Consider the following 16,377-nt stretch of genomic DNA (forward strand, 5'->3'; position numbering starts at 1 on the left):
GACGGTGGTCAACCACATGCCTGCAGCTCCTGTGCCTCTTCTGACCGCCGCGCATGTACAACACCGTAGACAAATTGCGCTCCCGTACACCTCTATGATATAAAGTCCCCATTGTTCGTCACCTGCCGGAAAAAAGTTGATATGCTGTTGTATTGTACCACAGCCCGCGCCGGGTTTCTTTTGGTTCGAATAAATGCAAAGCTAAGAAATAAACCGTGCCCATTCTCCCTCACGGATAGACAGCAGCGCCTCGGTATGCATCGGTCTTATGCAGCGGATAAAACAAAAACCGCCCGCTATAGCGGACGGCTTTTATCTCATTAAAAGAGTGAAGTCCCCATTTCCCCCAAAAAAGATGAGCCTCCAATTCCATCAGAGACCCATCTGCCCGAATGCCGTATGAACGATCGTTACCGATACGATCGCCGCTCTAATCGCGCTCCACCAGCAGCGCCACGCCCTGGCCCCCGCCGATGCACAGCGAGGCCAGGCCGCGCTTGCCGCCGCGCCGCTCCAGCTCGTGCAGCAGCGTCACGAGCACGCGCGCGCCGCTGGCGCCGATGGGGTGCCCGAGGGCGATCGCGCCGCCGTTGACGTTGAGCTTCTCCGGCGGTACGCCGAGCTCGCGCCCCACGGCAAGCGACTGCGCCGCGAAGGCCTCGTTGAACTCGAACAGGTCGATGCCGTCTATCGGCACGCCCGTCCGGTTCAACAGCCGCCGCACGGCGCTTACGGGCCCGAGGCCCATCACGGCCGGATCGAGCGCCGCCGAGGCGTAGCCCTTGATCCGGGCAAGGGGTTTCAGCCCCCGTCGGCCGGCTTCCTCGGCCGACATGACGACAACGGCGGCCGCCCCGTCGTTGATGCCCGAGGCGTTGCCGGCGGTCACAGTCCCGCCGGAGCGGAACGCCGGGCGCAGCAGCGAGAGCGTCTCCGCGGTCGTGCCCGCGCGCGGAAATTCGTCGCGGTCGAACGGGAGCGGGTCCTGCTTCTTCCGCGGAACAGGGACCGGCACGATCTCGCTCCGGAAGCGTCCGTCCGCGGCCGCCCGCTCCGCCTTCTGCTGGCTGTGAGCCGCGAACTCGTCCTGCTCCTCGCGGGAGAGGCCGTACCGGTCCGCGACATTCTCCGCGGTTTCGCCCATGTGGATGTCGCACATGGCGCACCAGAGGCCGTCGCGGATCATGGAATCGACGAGCTTGCCGTCGCCCATGCGCAGGCCGGAGCGGGCGCCTTCCAGCAGATACGGCGCCGCGCTCATATTTTCCATGCCTCCGGCCACGACTATGTCGGCATCGCCGAGCATAACCGACTGGGCCGCCAGCATGACGGCTTTGAGCCCGGAGCCGCATACTTTGTTCACCGTAAGGGCGGGAACGCCGTCGGAAAACCCGCTTTTCAGCCAAGCCTGTCTCGCCGGGTTCTGCCCCAGTCCCGCCTGGAGCACGTTGCCCATGATGACCTCATGGACATTCTCCTGTTCCACTCGCGCCCGTTCCAGCGCTTCGCGGATCACGATGCTTCCGAGCTCCGTCGCGGGCACGCCGGCCAGGGAGCCCTGAAAGCTGCCGATCGCCGTACGCACGGCGCTGACAATAACCGCTTCTCTGGTCATTTCGGTTCACCCTTCCTGTCCGCAGGCTTCGAGCCGTTCTTTTAAAAGAGGGCCGAGCTTGAACGCCGCTTCGGTCTTGGCCCGGACTTCGTCCAGCTCCGCTTCTCCGAGCAGTTCGGCCAGCACCATGCCTTCCGGCGTAAAATCGAATACGGCCAGATCCGTAATGAGCCGGTTCACCACTCCTCTGCCCGTCAAAGGAAGGGTGCAGGCTTTTTTCACCTTCGATTCCCCGTATTTGTTCACGTGTTCCATGATGACGACGATGCGCTTGGCTCCGCTCACCAGATCCATCGCGCCGCCCATCCCCTTGACCATTTTGCCCGGAATCATCCAGTTCGCGAGATCGCCACCGCCGGATACCTCCATGCCGCCCAGAATAGCCAGGTCGATATGGCCGCCCCGGATCATGGCGAACGATTCTGCACTGTCGAAATAGGAAGCGCCCGGCACCGCCGTGACGGTTTCCTTGCCCGCGTTGATCAAATCCGGGTCTTCCTCGCCCCGCTTCGGATAAGGACCGATGCCCAGCAGCCCGTTCTCGGACTGGAGCATCACGGTGATACCGGCGGGAATTTCGTCGGCTACGAGCGTCGGCATTCCGATCCCCAGGTTGACGTACATGCCGTCCCGGATTTCTTGTACGGCGCGTTCCACGATTCTTTGGCGCGGATGGCTCATGCTGTCTCCTCCTTCGCTTCGCGGACCGTCAGACGCTCGATCCGTTTCTGATAGTTCCCGCCCCGTACGACATGCTGCACAAAAATGCCCGGCGTATGAATGTCATCGGGGTCCAGCTCTCCCGCCTCCACAATCTCCTCGGCTTCCACGAGCGTAATCTTGCCCGCCGCCGCAGCCAGCGGATTGAAGTTGCGAGACGTTTTGCGGAACACGAGATTCCCCGCCGTGTCGGCCTTCCAGGCTTTCACCAACGCGAAATCACCGGTGATCGCTTTTTCCAGAATATACGGCCGGCCCCCGAAATATTTCTCTTCTTTGCCTTCCGCTACCAGCGTCCCCACGCCCGTCGCCGTGTAAAAAGCGGGAATGCCCGCCCCGCCTGCCCGGATGCGTTCCGCCAGCGTGCCCTGAGGCACCAGCTCAACCTCCAGCTCGCCGCTTAAGTACTGCTTCTCGAACGTTTTGTTTTCTCCGACGTAGGAGGACACCATCTTCTTGATCTGCTTGTTCGCCAGCAGCAGCCCGAGCCCCCAATCGTCGACTCCGCAGTTGTTGCTGACGACCGTAAGCTCACCGGTGCCCTGCCGCTCCAGAGCGGCGATCAGATGCTCCGGTATGCCGCACAGGCCGAAGCCTCCCACGATCAGGGTCGCTCCTTCCCCGATGACACGTACGGCTTCCTCCGCTGATTTCAGTACTTTGCTCATGTCTTCCCCTCTCCTCTCGCGTGATTGATGTCTCTCTCTACTGCGCCGTATATCCGCCGTCGATCAGCATGGACGTTCCCGTCACGCCCTTCAGCTTGTCGCTGGCGATGAGCATGGCGAATTCGGCGATTTCATCGACCGACAGGAGCCTTTTTTGCGGTACCAGAGGGTAGATGACCTCCTCCAGCACGCTTTCCAGGGGAACGCCCCGCGTTCTTGCCAGATCTTCCAGCTGGCCGCGTACGAGCGGCGTATCCACGTAGCCCGGGCACAGCGCGTTAACCGTAATGCCGTGCGCCGCGCCTTCCAGGGCCGCTACCTTCGTCAGCCCGATGAGTCCGTGCTTCGCGCTGTTGTAAGCGGCTTTGCCCGCAAAACCGATGACGCCGTTGATCGAAGCCATGTTGATGATCCGCCCGTACTGCTGTTCCTTCATAAGGGGCAGAGCATGCTTGATCCCGATAAAAGCCCCCGTCAGCATCACTTTGATCATGAATTCAAACTTTTCCACCGGGAATTCCTCGATAGGCGCGACATGCTGCAGACCCGCGTTGTTCACCAGAATATCGAACCGGCCGTAGGTTTCGTGCGTAGTCCGGATCGCTCCGGCGAACTGGCTTTCGTCGGTTACGTCGCAGGCGAGACCGATGGCCTCGTATCCTTCGTCCGCCAGCCCCCGGGCCGCCGTTTTTGCCTTTTCCTCCTGAATGTCGGAAATAACGACCTTGGCCCCCTCGCGGGCGAATGTGCGGGCGATTTCAAGGCCGATGCCGCTGGCCGCGCCGGTGATCAGGGCTGTTTTTTGAGCCAAAAATGGGGTCATGACCGCCACTCCTTCCGAAAGTGTTTTATAGGGGATGAAAATGAATGCTGAAATAAAAACGATCTAATTACCTATGAATGGCCTTAACTGTCAACGGTCTAAAATAGGCGCCGGACGGCTCCGCTTCATCCCGGCCTCTTTTACATGAAAGATAAAACAGCGGCGAGAATAAGCACCGTAAGTGTTTTGACAACGGTTATGGCGAAAATATCCTTGTAAGACTGACGGTGCGTCAGGCCCGTGATCGCGAGCAGCGTAATGACCGCTCCGTTATGGGGCAGCGTATCCATTCCCCCCGAAGCCATCGAAGCGATCCGGTGCAGCCATTCCGGGCTGATTCCCGCCGCCTGGCCCGCTGCCAGGTACTGTTTGCCCATGACTTCGAGCGCGATGGACAGCCCGCCGGAGGCCGATCCGGTGACCCCGGACAAAATATTGACCGACACCGCTTCGTTGATAAGCGGCTGGGAACTGATGTTGAGGATGAAATTCTGGATCGCTTTGAAGCCGGGCAGCGTCTTGACCACGTTGCCGAAGCCGACTTCGGAAGCTGTGTTGAAAATCGCCAGAAGCGATCCCATCGCGGCTGCCGTCAGCCCTGCCGCCAGCTTGCTCTGAACGTGCCGGACGTTGATGCAGAGCGCCGCCGCGATGCCGATGAACAGGGCGATAATAAGCGCCCATGAGGATGCAACCGTTTTCACATTCGCGATGTTAAACGTTTTGAGAAGCTCCGGGCTGTACCAGGTGTTGACCGTCAAAAATCCCCGGCTCAGCAGGTAGTTGAACACCAGCACCAGCACGAGCGGAACGAGCGAAACCCACAGGTTCGGGTAACGCTGGCCTTCGGCGGTTTCCGGCTCGTTCTTGTGTCCGGTTCCGTAGCCTTCGCCTGCGGCTGCCGCTTGCTTGCGGCGTTTCTCCAGCCAGAACATGCCCGCCGCCAGCACCATGACTCCGCCCACAATCCCCACGACAGGGGCCGCGTACGCGTCCGTTCCGAAATACGTGGTCGGGATGATGTTCTGCACCTGCGGCGTTCCGGGGAGCGCATCCATCGTGAAGGTAAAGGCGCCGAGCGCGATCGTGCCGGGAATGAGCCGCTTCGGAATATCCGCTTCGCGGAAAACCGCCACCGCGAACGGATAGACGGCGAAAGCGACCACGAACAGCGAGACGCCGCCGTAAGTCAGCACCGCGCAGGCCAGCACGACCGACAGCATGGCGCGTTTGGAGCCGAGCACTTTGACGATGGAACGGGCAATCGAGGAGGCCGCTCCGTTCAGCTCCATCACCTTGCCGAAAATCGCTCCGAGCAGGAAGATCGGGAAGTACGTTTTAATATAGTTCGCCGCATTCGCCATATAAGTCTCCGTGTAGCTCGGCATAAGCGCGAGCCCGGAAATGACCACGGCCAGCAGCGTAAAGATCGGGGCAAACACGATCACCGGATACCCCCGGTAAGCGAAAAACATCAGCAGCCCCAAGGCGAGCACAATCGCCACGACCTGAACAAACACCATGCGCCTTCTCCTCTTTTCTGTTAGAAGATCTCTTGTAAGCCCTTACATTCTTTTGAGTTGACGTGCTGCTCTCCATAAAATTCCGGGGCGTCCCCTGAATTTTGAACGTTCTGTGTCCGCTTTTAGTTTACACGGCAGGTGAGGCAAGGTAAAATTCAGACATCGAATGGCTACCATTCCAAAATTTTATGGCTGGGGATGAACGACCGTGGACGTAAGAAATCTCGCCTCCGTTCTGGAGGTCGCCAAACAGCAGAATTTCACGAAGGCCGCCGAAATTTTACATATGACTCAACCGACTTTAAGCAAGCTGGTCAAAAGCATGGAGGACGAGCTCGGCGTCACCCTGTTCGACCGCAGCGGCAAAACCGTCAAGCTCACCGACTCGGGCGCCGCCGCCATCCAGCGGATGCAGGTCATTCTCCAGTCCGTGAACGACCTCTACACCACGCTGGACGACGTGTCCCAGCTCAAAACGGGTACCATCCGCATCGGACTGCCCCCGGTGATCAGCACCGTTTTCTTTCCGCGCGTGATCGCGCCTTTTCAACGGAAATATCCCGCGATTCAGTTCGTCATGATCGAGGAGGGCGCGAAAACCGTAGAGCAGCGCGTTCTGGACGGATCGATCGACATGGGCGTCGTCATCTCGCCGGACGAGGATTCCAGCCTGGGACGGCTGCCGTTCATCCGCCAGCACGTCTCGCTCGTGCTGCATCGCGCGCATCCGCTGGCCGAACGGGAAACGGTCTCTCTCGCCGATTTGAGCCGAGAGCCGTTCCTGCTGTTCGCCAAGGGCTTTGCCGTGCGGCATCACGTCCTGGACGCCTGCCACAGCGCGGGTTTTCACCCGGCCATCGCCCACGAAAGCTCGCAGTGGGATCTGCTGGTAGAGATGGTCGCCGGGGGACTCGGGGTATCTTTTATCCCGGAGCCGATCACTTCCAAAATAGCGAACCCGGATGTCCGGGTTATCCCCAAAACCTCGCCGGGCATTCCGTGGAACTTGTATGTGCTGTGGAACAAGGAACGGTATGCTTCTTACGCGATGCGGGAGCTTCTGGAATTTATCGGGGAAAAAGCGGAGGGAGCGGAGGTTTGAGCCGGAGGAAATTCCGCGTTCGCCAATTGCGAAACGAAAGCATGAAAAAAGACATAAAAAAAAGGATACCTGCCGGTGCGGGTATCTTTTTCATTTTGACGCATAAAGGAACTTTTATTATATTCATTCCGGTGATGGTAGTGGAAACAATTCAACCTACATAACGCCGATCTTCATCCCTTGTCCGGCAAAAAGTTTCTCGACGGCCTCCTGCAAGCGTTCCTTCTGGATCGGTTTGACCACGAAATCGCTGGCCCCGCTGCGGATGGCTTCCATGACAACCTGCTGCTGCCCCATGGCGGAGCACATAATGATTTTAGCGTCCGGATTGGCGGATTTGATGTGCTTAACGGCTTCCAATCCGTCCATTTCGGGCATCGTAATATCCATCGTCACAAGGTCCGGCTTCAATCGGCCGTAAAGATCGACCGCTTCCTTCCCGTTTTGGGCTTCGCCGATCACGGTATGTCCCATCTGCTCCAAAAACATACGGACCAGCGTTCTCATAAATGCGGCGTCGTCCACAATCAGTACGTTCAAAGCGCCCCCTCCTTCTGTCTGTTCCAATGTATCAAAACAAACTGAACAAAAACTAAACATGTCCGGGAAGGGAGCGTTTACTGATCTGAAAAGACGCAAAAAGCGCTCCTCGAATTATTCAACCAAGTGCCTGTTCTCGTATACCGTAACTTCGCAGACCGGTTCAAATCCCGCCCGTTTGTAGATCCCGATTCCGTCGGGCGAAGCCTGCAGAACGCAAAGCCGGGGCTTTCCTTTCTTGGCTTCGCCGATAAGGAATCGAAACATCGCGGAGCCGAAGCCTTGTCCCCGGAAGTCCGAGCGAGTTGCGATATCGTAGATGCCGACGCTGTCATCCGTGAACATAAGCGTACCGGTACTGACCGGCCGACCGCGGTAGGAGCCGACATACAGCTTCATAGGAGAAGTCCCCCACAGCGGCAGACGGGATATTTTCCGGTAAAAAGCCCTTACGGCAGCCCCTTCCTCCGATTCTCCGAACAACGAAGCCAGCACGTCTCCGAATTGCTCCGCTTCCGCAGGGGATGCAATTTCCTTTATACGAAAATCCGCGGGGCATTCGGTTCCGGGATGAAGGGCATCCAAGTCCGCATACATCGCGATGTTCGTTTCCGCTTCTTTTAAACCCGCTTGTCTTAACGTCTCGAACGTGACGCTGTCTTTGCTTTCCCAGGACCATAACGCCATCGGGTATTTTTTGTCCGTAAAATAATGAACCGTCTCTTCGAGGATAGGTTCGTCCCCCGCTGACAGGCGGGGTTGCAGCAAAACCGCCACGTTAAACGTATCCGAAGGGAGGCCGCTATCCGCTCTTATGTATTCGGGTGTTTGTTTGAAAGTACAGCCTTCTGCCCGACTTGCCAGATGGGAGACCTTCGCGATAAAGTTATCCCGGATCAAACGGGCTGTTTGGCCCTGCCCTTGCCCTGTGTTCATGCCGATGTCCTCCTTGCTTCCGGGCTGTGGGTGCAGCCGGTTTTGACGTTTATTGAGACATTTTTTTGAAGATACCTTATGACTACGAATTTATCAAGAGAGTCATCTGGGGGTACTTACAAGCTTAGGTTAATCGATGTCCACTAATCAAGCCTCCTTAAAATATAGGGCAGGCAGACCCCTACACCCATTCACAATAAAAAAACGCCCTCTGCGGCGCGGTTTTCGAATCTGGACATTTTTGCAGGATAGAACTCATTACGATTTGCTCTATTATTCAAATGATAACAATACTGCGATCACTACCGCCATTGACCCAACCCCCGCATAAACAGGCACCTTTTTATTGTCAATCCCAGTCTTAATGATCATGAAATCTAATACGCCCATTAGTATCACACAGAGTACGATTTTCAAAATGCTATTTAGCGGCAGGAGGTCGACTATTAGAAAAACCACGATGAAAAAAACAAAATTAATCGGGTACCTGATACTCAATTTGGCATCTCCCTTTCTTCGTGCAAATCCATTATATACTAAAACATATACAAAATTACCAATTGTTGTAAAACACTAGTCATTTTTTATGTCCTGTAATACAGCCCATATTGCTTTCAAAACGCTATAGAAGTAGCCCTACTGGAAGGCAAAGCCAGCTTACTTGGCCTAGCGCATCTCTCCTTTCCCTCGCCTGCCGAAATTTTATGCAGTTAACCAAAGTTAATTCTCAAGACCTATCGTTTTTGCTAGACTGGACCCTGCTAACTCTTTGAGTCGGGCATAAGGGTTCCCCTTCTTGACCGGCTGCAACCGTACTTTCAAAGGAGTGATGACATCTTCATGTCTAACAGGCTGCGCAAAATATGGGGGACGACTGTCCTGATAGGAGGGATACTGGCCGGATGGTGCCAAACGGCGAATGCGGCCGTCATGATGGAACCTCTTCCCGCGTCGGCTGACTTGCCCTCAGACCTGGCGGGAGTTTCGGCAAGCGGTGTGCTGAACGGCAGCAGCCTCCTTGTAACCGGCGGTCAATATAACCGGAACAATACGTACGCCAAAAACTCGTACACCTTCTCGCCTTCGACCCAAACCTGGTCCACTTATGCTCCTGCGCTGAACTTGGCCTACCACACCCAGTCGGAGATGAAGGACGGAAGAGTCATCGTCACGGGCGGCGACACCTTTCTGAGCGGCACCGGGTTCGTGTACAACAATTTGACGCGGATTTACAACCCGTATACAAACGCCTGGACCCAAGCATCCAATTTGCCCAAAAATATGCTGGGGAACTCACAGAGCACGCTGCCGGACGGCAGAATCGTCAGTGTCGGCGGAGCGGATTCTATCTTTTCTCCGAGCAGCAGCATACTGTACAACAATACGTACATCTACGATCCCGCCGCCAACACCTGGACGGAAAAAGCACCGCTTCCGATCGGCATTTACGGAGCTGCGCAAAGTACGCTGGCGGACGGCCGTATCCTGTTAACGGGGGGCCAAAGCGGATACGTTTATTCCTTTGCCGCCTATATTTACGACCCGGCCACTGATATTTGGATCAAAGCGGCCAATCTTCCCTATCATTATAACGACCTTTTCTACCGTCATGCCCAGGTGACGCTCCCTAACGGCAAAGTGCTGGTCATGGGCAATTATAATTTCTTTTTGTACGATCCCGTCAGCAACACTTGGACCTATGACACTCCTTCCGTTAAAGGAATGCAAAACGCCAAAATGACGGTTATCGGCAGCAATGTGTACGTTATAGGCGGGTACGACAGGAACTACGAACTTAACACGACCGTCTACAAGCTGTCGTTTGATTTTACGGCGCCTACGGCCCCCGTTATCACAACGTCCTCGGCAAACTGGTCTCCTGCGGATGTCACCGCGACCGTGACGGCCGGAACGGATGCTCATTCGGGTGTCAAACAGACGGAATACAGCTTATCCGGCGCGACTGTTCTCGGGTGGACGCCTTATGTGAACGGCGATGTGATTACCGTCTCGAATTCGGGAGAGACCACGATCAGCGCCCGAACAATCGACAAAGCGGGCAACGCGAGCAGCGTGACGACCGCCGTGGTGAAGGTAGATAAAACGGCGCCGACTCCTCCCTTCATAAAAGGAGCGAGCTCCGCCTGGACCAACCAAAACGCGTCGATCACGCTCACACCCGGTACGGACAATGGCGGATCGGGCGTGCAGCGGTCGGAATACAAGCTTACCGGCGGCACCACGCAGGACTGGACGCCCTATACTGTAACTATTCCGATCAGCATGGAAGGAATTACAACGGTACATGCGCGGACAATCGACAACGTGGGCAACGTGAGCGCCGAAAGCACGGCCGTGGTCTCCATCGACAAAGCATCGCCGACCATTCCTTCCATTCAGCCCTCGGCAAACGGCTGGAGCAAGGACAACGTCGCTGTAACGATCATGCCCGGCACCGATGCCCTTTCGGGCGTAAACCGGACCGAATACACCTTGTCCGGTGCGACGACGCTCGGCTGGACGGTTTACACGGGCCCCGTCACGGTAAGCGCCGAAGGTCAGACGACCGTCAGCGCGCGCAGTGTGGACAAGGCCGGCAATACAAGTTCCCCCGTGCAGACGGTTATCAAAATCGATAAAACAAGCCCTTCCGCTCCCGCCGTCACTCCGGGAACAACCGGCTGGACAGCGGCAGCGAGTGTGCCGGTAACGGTTCAACCCGGAACCGATCCCGGAGGCTCGGGCGTCAAGTCAACGGAATACAGCTTGTCCGGAGCCATGACCAAGGGCTGGACCCCCTACACCGGGCCCTTCTCCATTACGGTGCCGGGTCAGACTACGGTCTCGGCCCGAACGACGGATCAGGCGGGAAATGTCAGCGGAACAGGGACGGCCGCCGTCTCCATCGACCGCACTCCTCCGGACGCTCCGGTAATCGTACCCTCTGCCGCAGACTGGACCTCCGCTCCGGAAGTTTCCGTAGCGATAACGCCCGGCGCGGATACCGGCGGCGCCGGCGTGAGCCGCACGGAGTACAGCTTATCTGGCGCGGAGACGCTCGGCTGGACCGTGTACACAGGGCCGCTGACCGTTAAAGCCGAAGGACAGACCACCGTCGAGGCCAGAACGGTCGATAAAGCGGGCAACGTTGGCGCGGTGTCTTCCTCCACGGTCAAGATCGTCCGGACTCCTCCGGGCGCTCCCGCCATTACAACGCCGGCCGACAAGTCGCTTCTGAGAAGCCTTCCCGCCGTTACGGGAACGGCGGAACCTTCCTCCTCCGTCGTCGTTACCATTGACGGCAAAGCCCACCCCGCCGTAAAAGCGGACAGCGGGGGCAGGTTTTCCTCCAGCCTGCCCGGGCAGCTTGCGGACGGAGTACACACCGTAACGGCGGTCGCAGCCGATACGGCAGGCAATACGAGCCCGTCCAGCGTCGCGGTAAGCTTTACTCTGGATACGACGGCCCCTGCCGAACCTGTCATTTTGTCCCCTGCCGAAGGGTCACTGAGTAAAGACACCAAACCGGTCATTTCCGGAACGGCGGAAGCCCATTCGTTCGTTTATCTTTACGTGGACGGGGCGCTGAAGACAATCGTGCAGTCGGACGGAGGCGGACTCTGGAGCTATGCGATTCCCGCCGCACTGCAGGATGGTAAGCACAGCGTCCGGGCGTACGCATCCGACAAAGCCGGCAATAACGGCCCTTCGTCGAAGGCGGTAATCTGGACGATCGACACGACGCCGCCTCCTGCCCCTGTCGTGCTGACCCCCGCCAGCGGCACAAGCACGAACCGGAACCAGCCGGTTATCAGCGGCACAAGCGAACCCCGCGCCCTGGTCCGGATTGAACTGGACGGCAATGCGGCAGGTCCGGTGACGGCCGACGGGAGCGGGAAATGGTCCTTCATCCCAGCCGCTCCCCTTACCGACGGGGTTCACTCCCTCCGGGCAAGCGCCGAGGATACGGCAGGCAACATCAGCCCGGATTCCGACTTGGTGCCGTTCACCGTGGATACACGGGCGCCTGACGCTCCCGTCATCCTGAAACCGCTGGCAGACGCGCTTTTGAACACGGGTTCGCCCAGGATCGAAGGGCACGCCGAAGCGAACGCGGTCATCCGCATAGTGCTGGACGGCGGAAGCGTTCAAACCGTTACCGCCGGTCCGGACGGCAGTTGGGTGTATATTCCCGCTTCCGCGCTTGCGGACGGACCTCACGCTGTGAAAGCGGCGGCGGCCGATGCCGCAGGCAATATCGGCGGCTATTCGGCCGAGACGGCCTTCCGCATCGATACTACGGCGCCTGCCGCGCCGAAGATCACGGAGCCCGCGCCGGGAACCGTCACGAATATGAACCGGCCTCTCATCAAAGGAACGGCCGAAGCGAGCGTGACCGTGAACGTATATGTAGACGGCGCTCCCGCCGGAATTACAACAGCCGGTTCGGGCGGCATTTGGAGCTTCACCCCCGGGGCCGCTTTATCCACAGGAACGCATCGGCTCACGGCTCTTGCGGTTGACGCCGCAGGCAATGAAAGTCCTTTATCTCAGGAAACCGCATTTACCGTTGTTTCGACCAATACCGCGCTTCATTCCCTGAGCCTCAGCGGAGCGGCCTTGAACGAAACGGTCACTGGCTCCACTTACCGGTATACGGCTCAAGTGCCGTATTCGGTAACGCTCACTTCCATCCAAGCGACAGCGGAAGATGCACAGGCGTCCGTACGCGTACTGCAAAACGGGCAGCCGGTGACCAATCCGGTTGCGCTGGAGGTGGGCGACCAGACGTTTATCGTTGAGATCACGGCACAGGACGGGATGACGGTAACCCCTTATACCGTAACCGTCACAAGGGCCGCTTCCAGCGAAGTCACCCTAAGTGAATTAACGGTTACGACGGGGGAACTCACACCCCGTTTTGACGGCGCCACGACGGTATATTCAACCACGGTTACGAACGATGTTTATGCCGTAACCGTCGGAGCCAAAGCTTCCAGCTCCGTGGCAACCTTGGCGATCAACGGCACTGTTTTCAACGGAAATGCCGGAAGTCTGCCGCTCAGTCTCCATGTCGGCTCCAATCCGGTCACCGTCACGGTAACCGCTCAGGATGGCGTAACGACGCAGAGCTACCATTTGGAAGTAAGCCGGGCTCCGAGCAGCAACGTCACGCTTAGCGGGCTGACGCTCTCCGAGGGCAGTCTCGATCCCGCTTTCGAAAGCGGGATGGTCCATTACCGGGCAGTTGTCGGTCCTGACACGGCAAGCCTTACCGTCACGGCTTCCGTTTACGAGCCGAATGCAACCCTCGTCGTCAACGGCCGACCGGTTGTCAGCGGACAGCCTTCTGTGCCGCTTGCGCTCCAGCCGGGCTTGAATCCGATCACGGTTGTCGTGACGGCACAGGACGGAATCACAACTCAGTCCTATGTAGTGGACGTGACCCGTCAGCTTAGCTCGAATGCCGGTTTGACCGGACTTGAACTGTCGGCGGGTCGGCTGAATCCCGCTTTCGACGCAGACACATCGAATTACGCACTGACCGTTGATTATGAAAACGACCGGACGACCGTAACGGCTTCCGTTTACGATCCCGATGCGCTGGTGACGGTCAACGGGGTTCCGCTCCTCAGCGGAAAACCTTCGGCACCGCTCGCGCTGCGTGTCGGAGCCAACCCGGTCGGGGTCACCGTCACGGCAGCGGACAGGCAGACGGTAAGAACATATACCGTCCTGGTCACCCGTCAGCCCCGGCAAGATTCCGGCGGGGATTCGCCGGGCACTTCGCCCGGAGGAACTTCTCCGACGGAAGAGCCTAAGACGCCCGTAGATCCGGGACAGCCGCAGCATCCGGGAGAACCCGGCGGCACGGGAAATCCGGGCGAGCCCGGGGTACCCGGCAAGCCGGACGTTCCCGGCAGACCGGGTTGTCCTTCTCCGGCCTCTTCCCCGCATCCAGTGTTCTTCACGGATATGAAGGGCCACTGGGCGGAGGCGGAAGTTACACGCGCAGCGGACTGCGGTATTGTCAGCGGCTTCGAAAACGGCACATTCCGGCCGCAGGAAGAGGTCACGCGCGCCCAGTTCACCGTGATGCTGGTGCAGGCATACGCGGTGGCCCTCCGGCAGGAACAGCCGGCTCCTTCCGCGGGGTTTGCGGACAGCGACGGCATCCCCGCCTGGGCCGCCGAAGCCGTCGCGCTCGCGCAGGGCGCAGGCATCGCCACCGGCTACGAGGACGGCACGTTCCGGCCGAGTGCGCCGGTCACCCGCGCCGAGATGTTCACCCTCGCGGCCAAGGCCGCCAAGCTGCAGCCGGTTCCGGCCGGCACGCTGCGTGAGCTGTACGCGGACGCGGACAAGATCCCCGGCTGGGCCGCAGGCTACATCGCCGCGGCCCAGCAGAAAGGGCTCGTGCAGGGCCGCGGTCCCGGCACGTTCGACCCGCTGGGCTACACGACCCGGGCGGAAGCGGTCACGCTGCTTCTGCGGATGCTGGAAGCGAAGTGAGCGGCCCGACCCGTGCGCGTGCGAGGCGTGGCGCCTTATGAGGCGTCCACCCGCGACGGCGCTGCGAACACGCAGGGTGCGCAGGGGCGCCGCATGACGGCAGCCAACCGCAGCTGCGCGTATGCTGACGGCGGGTACGCAGGCGGCGGGTGTGCGAGGCGACAGAAGTACGCTCCGCTGCCGACCCGCAGTTAGCGAAGCCGAACCCGTCAGGGCTTCACCTAACCAAAATCAAAGAAGCTGTCCCTTAGTCACTTTCGTGACTTTGGGACAGCTTCTTTTTCATACGCATAGTTCCTAGGACCTATCAAATATCTGACAAACCCTCATTTTTTTCCAATCCCCTGCCGATAAATATGGAATACATACTACAACTCCCCGGGAGAGACAATTCATGAATAAAAACGCAGTTCTGGGTTCCACCGTCATCATCGGCCTGTTCATCCTCATCGGCGTATTGGGCTACCTGCTTTTCCAGAAAGCTCAAGGCATGAAAGCCGGAGAGAAACCGGCAGCCTCCAATCCGCCCGTGGAGACTCAGTCTCCCGCCGCGACCAGTGGTGCAAAACAAGAAGAGCAAGCCAGCCTTGTGCTTGCGTTCGAGCAAGCCCTGTATGCGGCCGAACGGTCCGCCAGCGACGCCAAAAAAGAAGCCGATCGGGAAATCGGCCGGATGAATCAAAATACCATGCCGGATTCCGCGGTCATTTTGAATGCCTATAATCAATTTTCGAAAGTGGCGGAAAAAGTCAGAAAAATTCCCGTTCCGGCAGGCCTGGACCCGGATATAACCGCCGAGCTTGAAAAATCCAGGGAAAAATACGCCCAAGCTTACGACCACAAAGCCCAAGGCATGAATGCGCTGATGGATTATATCAACACGACCAAAGCCGGATCTGCCGTATCCTACGGGGATCATATTAAGCAAGCGGATGCTTTGCTGTTTGAATCCGTCGGTACCGTCATCGCCATGCAGCAAAAGCTCGGAGTCGACTTTTCCAAAAAAGAGACGCCTGCTCAGAAGACCCAAACGGCCGCGCAGGAACCTGGGTCGAGTCCGTCTGCGGGCTCCTCCGAAGCAGCCGCAAGCAAGGACGGTTCCGCGTCAACGAAGCCGGCAACGCCATCGACAGACAAGTCGACATCGTCATCCGCAGCCGCCGCTAAGCCCTCACCGTCACCATCGGCAGCGCCGAAACCGTCGCCGGCTCCAAGTTCCACAGCTCCGGCCGCGCAGGCTCAAGAGCCCCTTTCCATTGCCGGCATGAAAAAAGGCTATTTCGGCGGCATCGAATTCGGACTCGGCACGGACTTCAAAGCCGTCGAGGCCAAGTGGGGCAAAGTCAAACAAGATCAGCATCGGGAAGGCGGCGCAGGCTACCTGTACAAGCCTTGCAATTGTTCTTTTTTTGTCGGGAAGCAAAATAAAATTTCAGCCATTGAACTCAATACGCCCATGACCCTGCAAAAAGTCATCGACCGGCTGGGCAAACCTTGGCAGGAAGGCTGGGACCCGATGGAAGACTCTTATATGCTGGTTTACCAGTTTAGCGGGAACAAGGAGCTTTACGTCGAGACTCAAGTCACAACAAACAATCCGGACGCTCCCCCGCCTCCGCGCAGCGCCAAAACCGCACGCATCACCCTGATTCAGAAATAAAAGAATCCGCACAAAAAGAAAGAGCTTCGGAGTTTCAGTTTGTCTGAGACTCTGGAGCTCTTTTTTGGTTAAAGCGGCCAGTACTGGAGGAACTTCTCGATAAGACAGCCTTCGCCATCTACATTCCTTCTTCTTGAAGGTGCCGAGTAGTTTGCATTTTGGATTCTTTGTCGTGCTTTTTAGTCGTGTTGGACACCGAATTAAGATATTACATCTATTTTAACTTTGGCTCTAAGTGTCCACCTTTTAGTCTAGCGACAATGCGACGTGACACCGT

At 57.9% G+C, this 16,377-nt stretch carries 10 protein-coding genes; 3 read left to right on the forward strand and 7 right to left on the reverse strand.

The window, feature by feature from the left end; all coding sequences use genetic code 11:
• Positions 1–430: 430 nt before the first annotated feature.
• The 5 genes from KVT34_RS23785 to KVT34_RS23805 all read right to left on the reverse strand — a co-directional run bounded on the left by KVT34_RS23785 (position 431) and on the right by KVT34_RS23805 (position 5,346).
• Positions 431–1,615: an acetyl-CoA C-acetyltransferase gene (locus KVT34_RS23785; protein ID WP_217561774.1), complete on the reverse strand. Its 1,185-nt coding sequence runs from the start codon at positions 1,613–1,615 to the stop codon at positions 431–433.
• Positions 1,616–1,621: 6 nt separating this feature from the next.
• Positions 1,622–2,296 carry a 3-oxoacid CoA-transferase subunit B gene (locus KVT34_RS23790; RefSeq protein WP_217561776.1) on the reverse strand — a complete coding sequence of 225 codons (675 nt, stop codon included), beginning with the start codon at positions 2,294–2,296 and terminating at the stop codon, positions 1,622–1,624.
• Positions 2,293–3,003, reverse strand: a complete 711-nt coding sequence (locus KVT34_RS23795; protein WP_217561778.1) for a CoA transferase subunit A — start codon at positions 3,001–3,003, stop codon at positions 2,293–2,295. Before KVT34_RS23795 ends, KVT34_RS23790 begins: the two co-directional genes overlap by 4 nt.
• Positions 3,004–3,040: 37 nt before the next feature.
• Complete coding sequence (locus KVT34_RS23800) at positions 3,041–3,826, reverse strand: 3-hydroxybutyrate dehydrogenase (protein WP_217561780.1); 786 nt, start codon at positions 3,824–3,826, stop codon at positions 3,041–3,043.
• A gap of 140 nt (positions 3,827–3,966) precedes the next feature.
• Complete coding sequence (locus KVT34_RS23805; RefSeq protein ID WP_217561933.1) at positions 3,967–5,346, reverse strand: GntP family permease; 1,380 nt, start codon at positions 5,344–5,346, stop codon at positions 3,967–3,969.
• Between the two features lie 211 nt (positions 5,347–5,557).
• On the opposite strand from KVT34_RS23805, the gene KVT34_RS23810 reads away from it, so the two are divergent.
• Positions 5,558–6,451 carry a LysR family transcriptional regulator gene (locus KVT34_RS23810; RefSeq protein WP_217561782.1) on the forward strand — a complete coding sequence of 298 codons (894 nt, stop codon included), beginning with the start codon at positions 5,558–5,560 and terminating at the stop codon, positions 6,449–6,451.
• 156 nt (positions 6,452–6,607) lie between these two features.
• On the opposite strand, the gene KVT34_RS23815 is transcribed toward KVT34_RS23810, so the two are convergent.
• Both KVT34_RS23815 and KVT34_RS23820 read right to left on the reverse strand, forming a co-directional pair.
• Positions 6,608–6,991 carry a response regulator gene (locus tag KVT34_RS23815; RefSeq protein ID WP_084706698.1) on the reverse strand — a complete coding sequence of 128 codons (384 nt, stop codon included), beginning with the start codon at positions 6,989–6,991 and terminating at the stop codon, positions 6,608–6,610.
• 114 nt (positions 6,992–7,105) lie between these two features.
• On the reverse strand, positions 7,106–7,927 hold the full coding sequence (locus KVT34_RS23820) for a GNAT family N-acetyltransferase (RefSeq protein WP_217561784.1): 822 nt from the start codon (positions 7,925–7,927) through the stop codon (positions 7,106–7,108).
• Positions 7,928–8,767: 840 nt separating this feature from the next.
• Here KVT34_RS23820 and KVT34_RS23825 point away from each other — a divergent pair.
• Together KVT34_RS23825 and KVT34_RS23830 are read left to right on the forward strand one after the other, a co-directional pair.
• Positions 8,768–14,440, forward strand: coding sequence for an OmpL47-type beta-barrel domain-containing protein (locus KVT34_RS23825; protein ID WP_217561786.1), 5,673 nt, complete (start codon positions 8,768–8,770; stop codon positions 14,438–14,440).
• A gap of 394 nt (positions 14,441–14,834) precedes the next feature.
• Positions 14,835–16,100, forward strand: coding sequence for a hypothetical protein (locus tag KVT34_RS23830; RefSeq protein ID WP_217561788.1), 1,266 nt, complete (start codon positions 14,835–14,837; stop codon positions 16,098–16,100).
• Positions 16,101–16,377 lie beyond the last annotated feature (277 nt).

The sequence above is a fragment of the Paenibacillus sp. GbtcB18 genome, assembly GCF_019091125.1.
GTDB classification, from domain to species: domain Bacteria; phylum Bacillota; class Bacilli; order Paenibacillales; family NBRC-103111; genus Paenibacillus_F; species Paenibacillus_F chitinolyticus.

Excerpts from the sequence above, each read along its gene's own strand:
- KVT34_RS23785 (WP_217561774.1), bottom strand. The coding sequence starts at position 1,615 with ATGACCAGAGAAGCGGTTATTGTCAGCGCCGTGCGTACGGCGATCGGC.
- KVT34_RS23790 (WP_217561776.1), bottom strand. The coding sequence starts at position 2,296 with ATGAGCCATCCGCGCCAAAGAATCGTGGAACGCGCCGTACAAGAAATC.
- KVT34_RS23795 (WP_217561778.1), bottom strand. The coding sequence starts at position 3,003 with ATGAGCAAAGTACTGAAATCAGCGGAGGAAGCCGTACGTGTCATCGGG.
- KVT34_RS23800 (WP_217561780.1), bottom strand. The coding sequence starts at position 3,826 with ATGACCCCATTTTTGGCTCAAAAAACAGCCCTGATCACCGGCGCGGCC.
- KVT34_RS23820 (WP_217561784.1), bottom strand. The coding sequence starts at position 7,927 with ATGAACACAGGGCAAGGGCAGGGCCAAACAGCCCGTTTGATCCGGGAT.
- KVT34_RS23825 (WP_217561786.1), top strand. The coding sequence starts at position 8,768 with ATGTCTAACAGGCTGCGCAAAATATGGGGGACGACTGTCCTGATAGGA.
- KVT34_RS23830 (WP_217561788.1), top strand. The coding sequence starts at position 14,835 with ATGAATAAAAACGCAGTTCTGGGTTCCACCGTCATCATCGGCCTGTTC.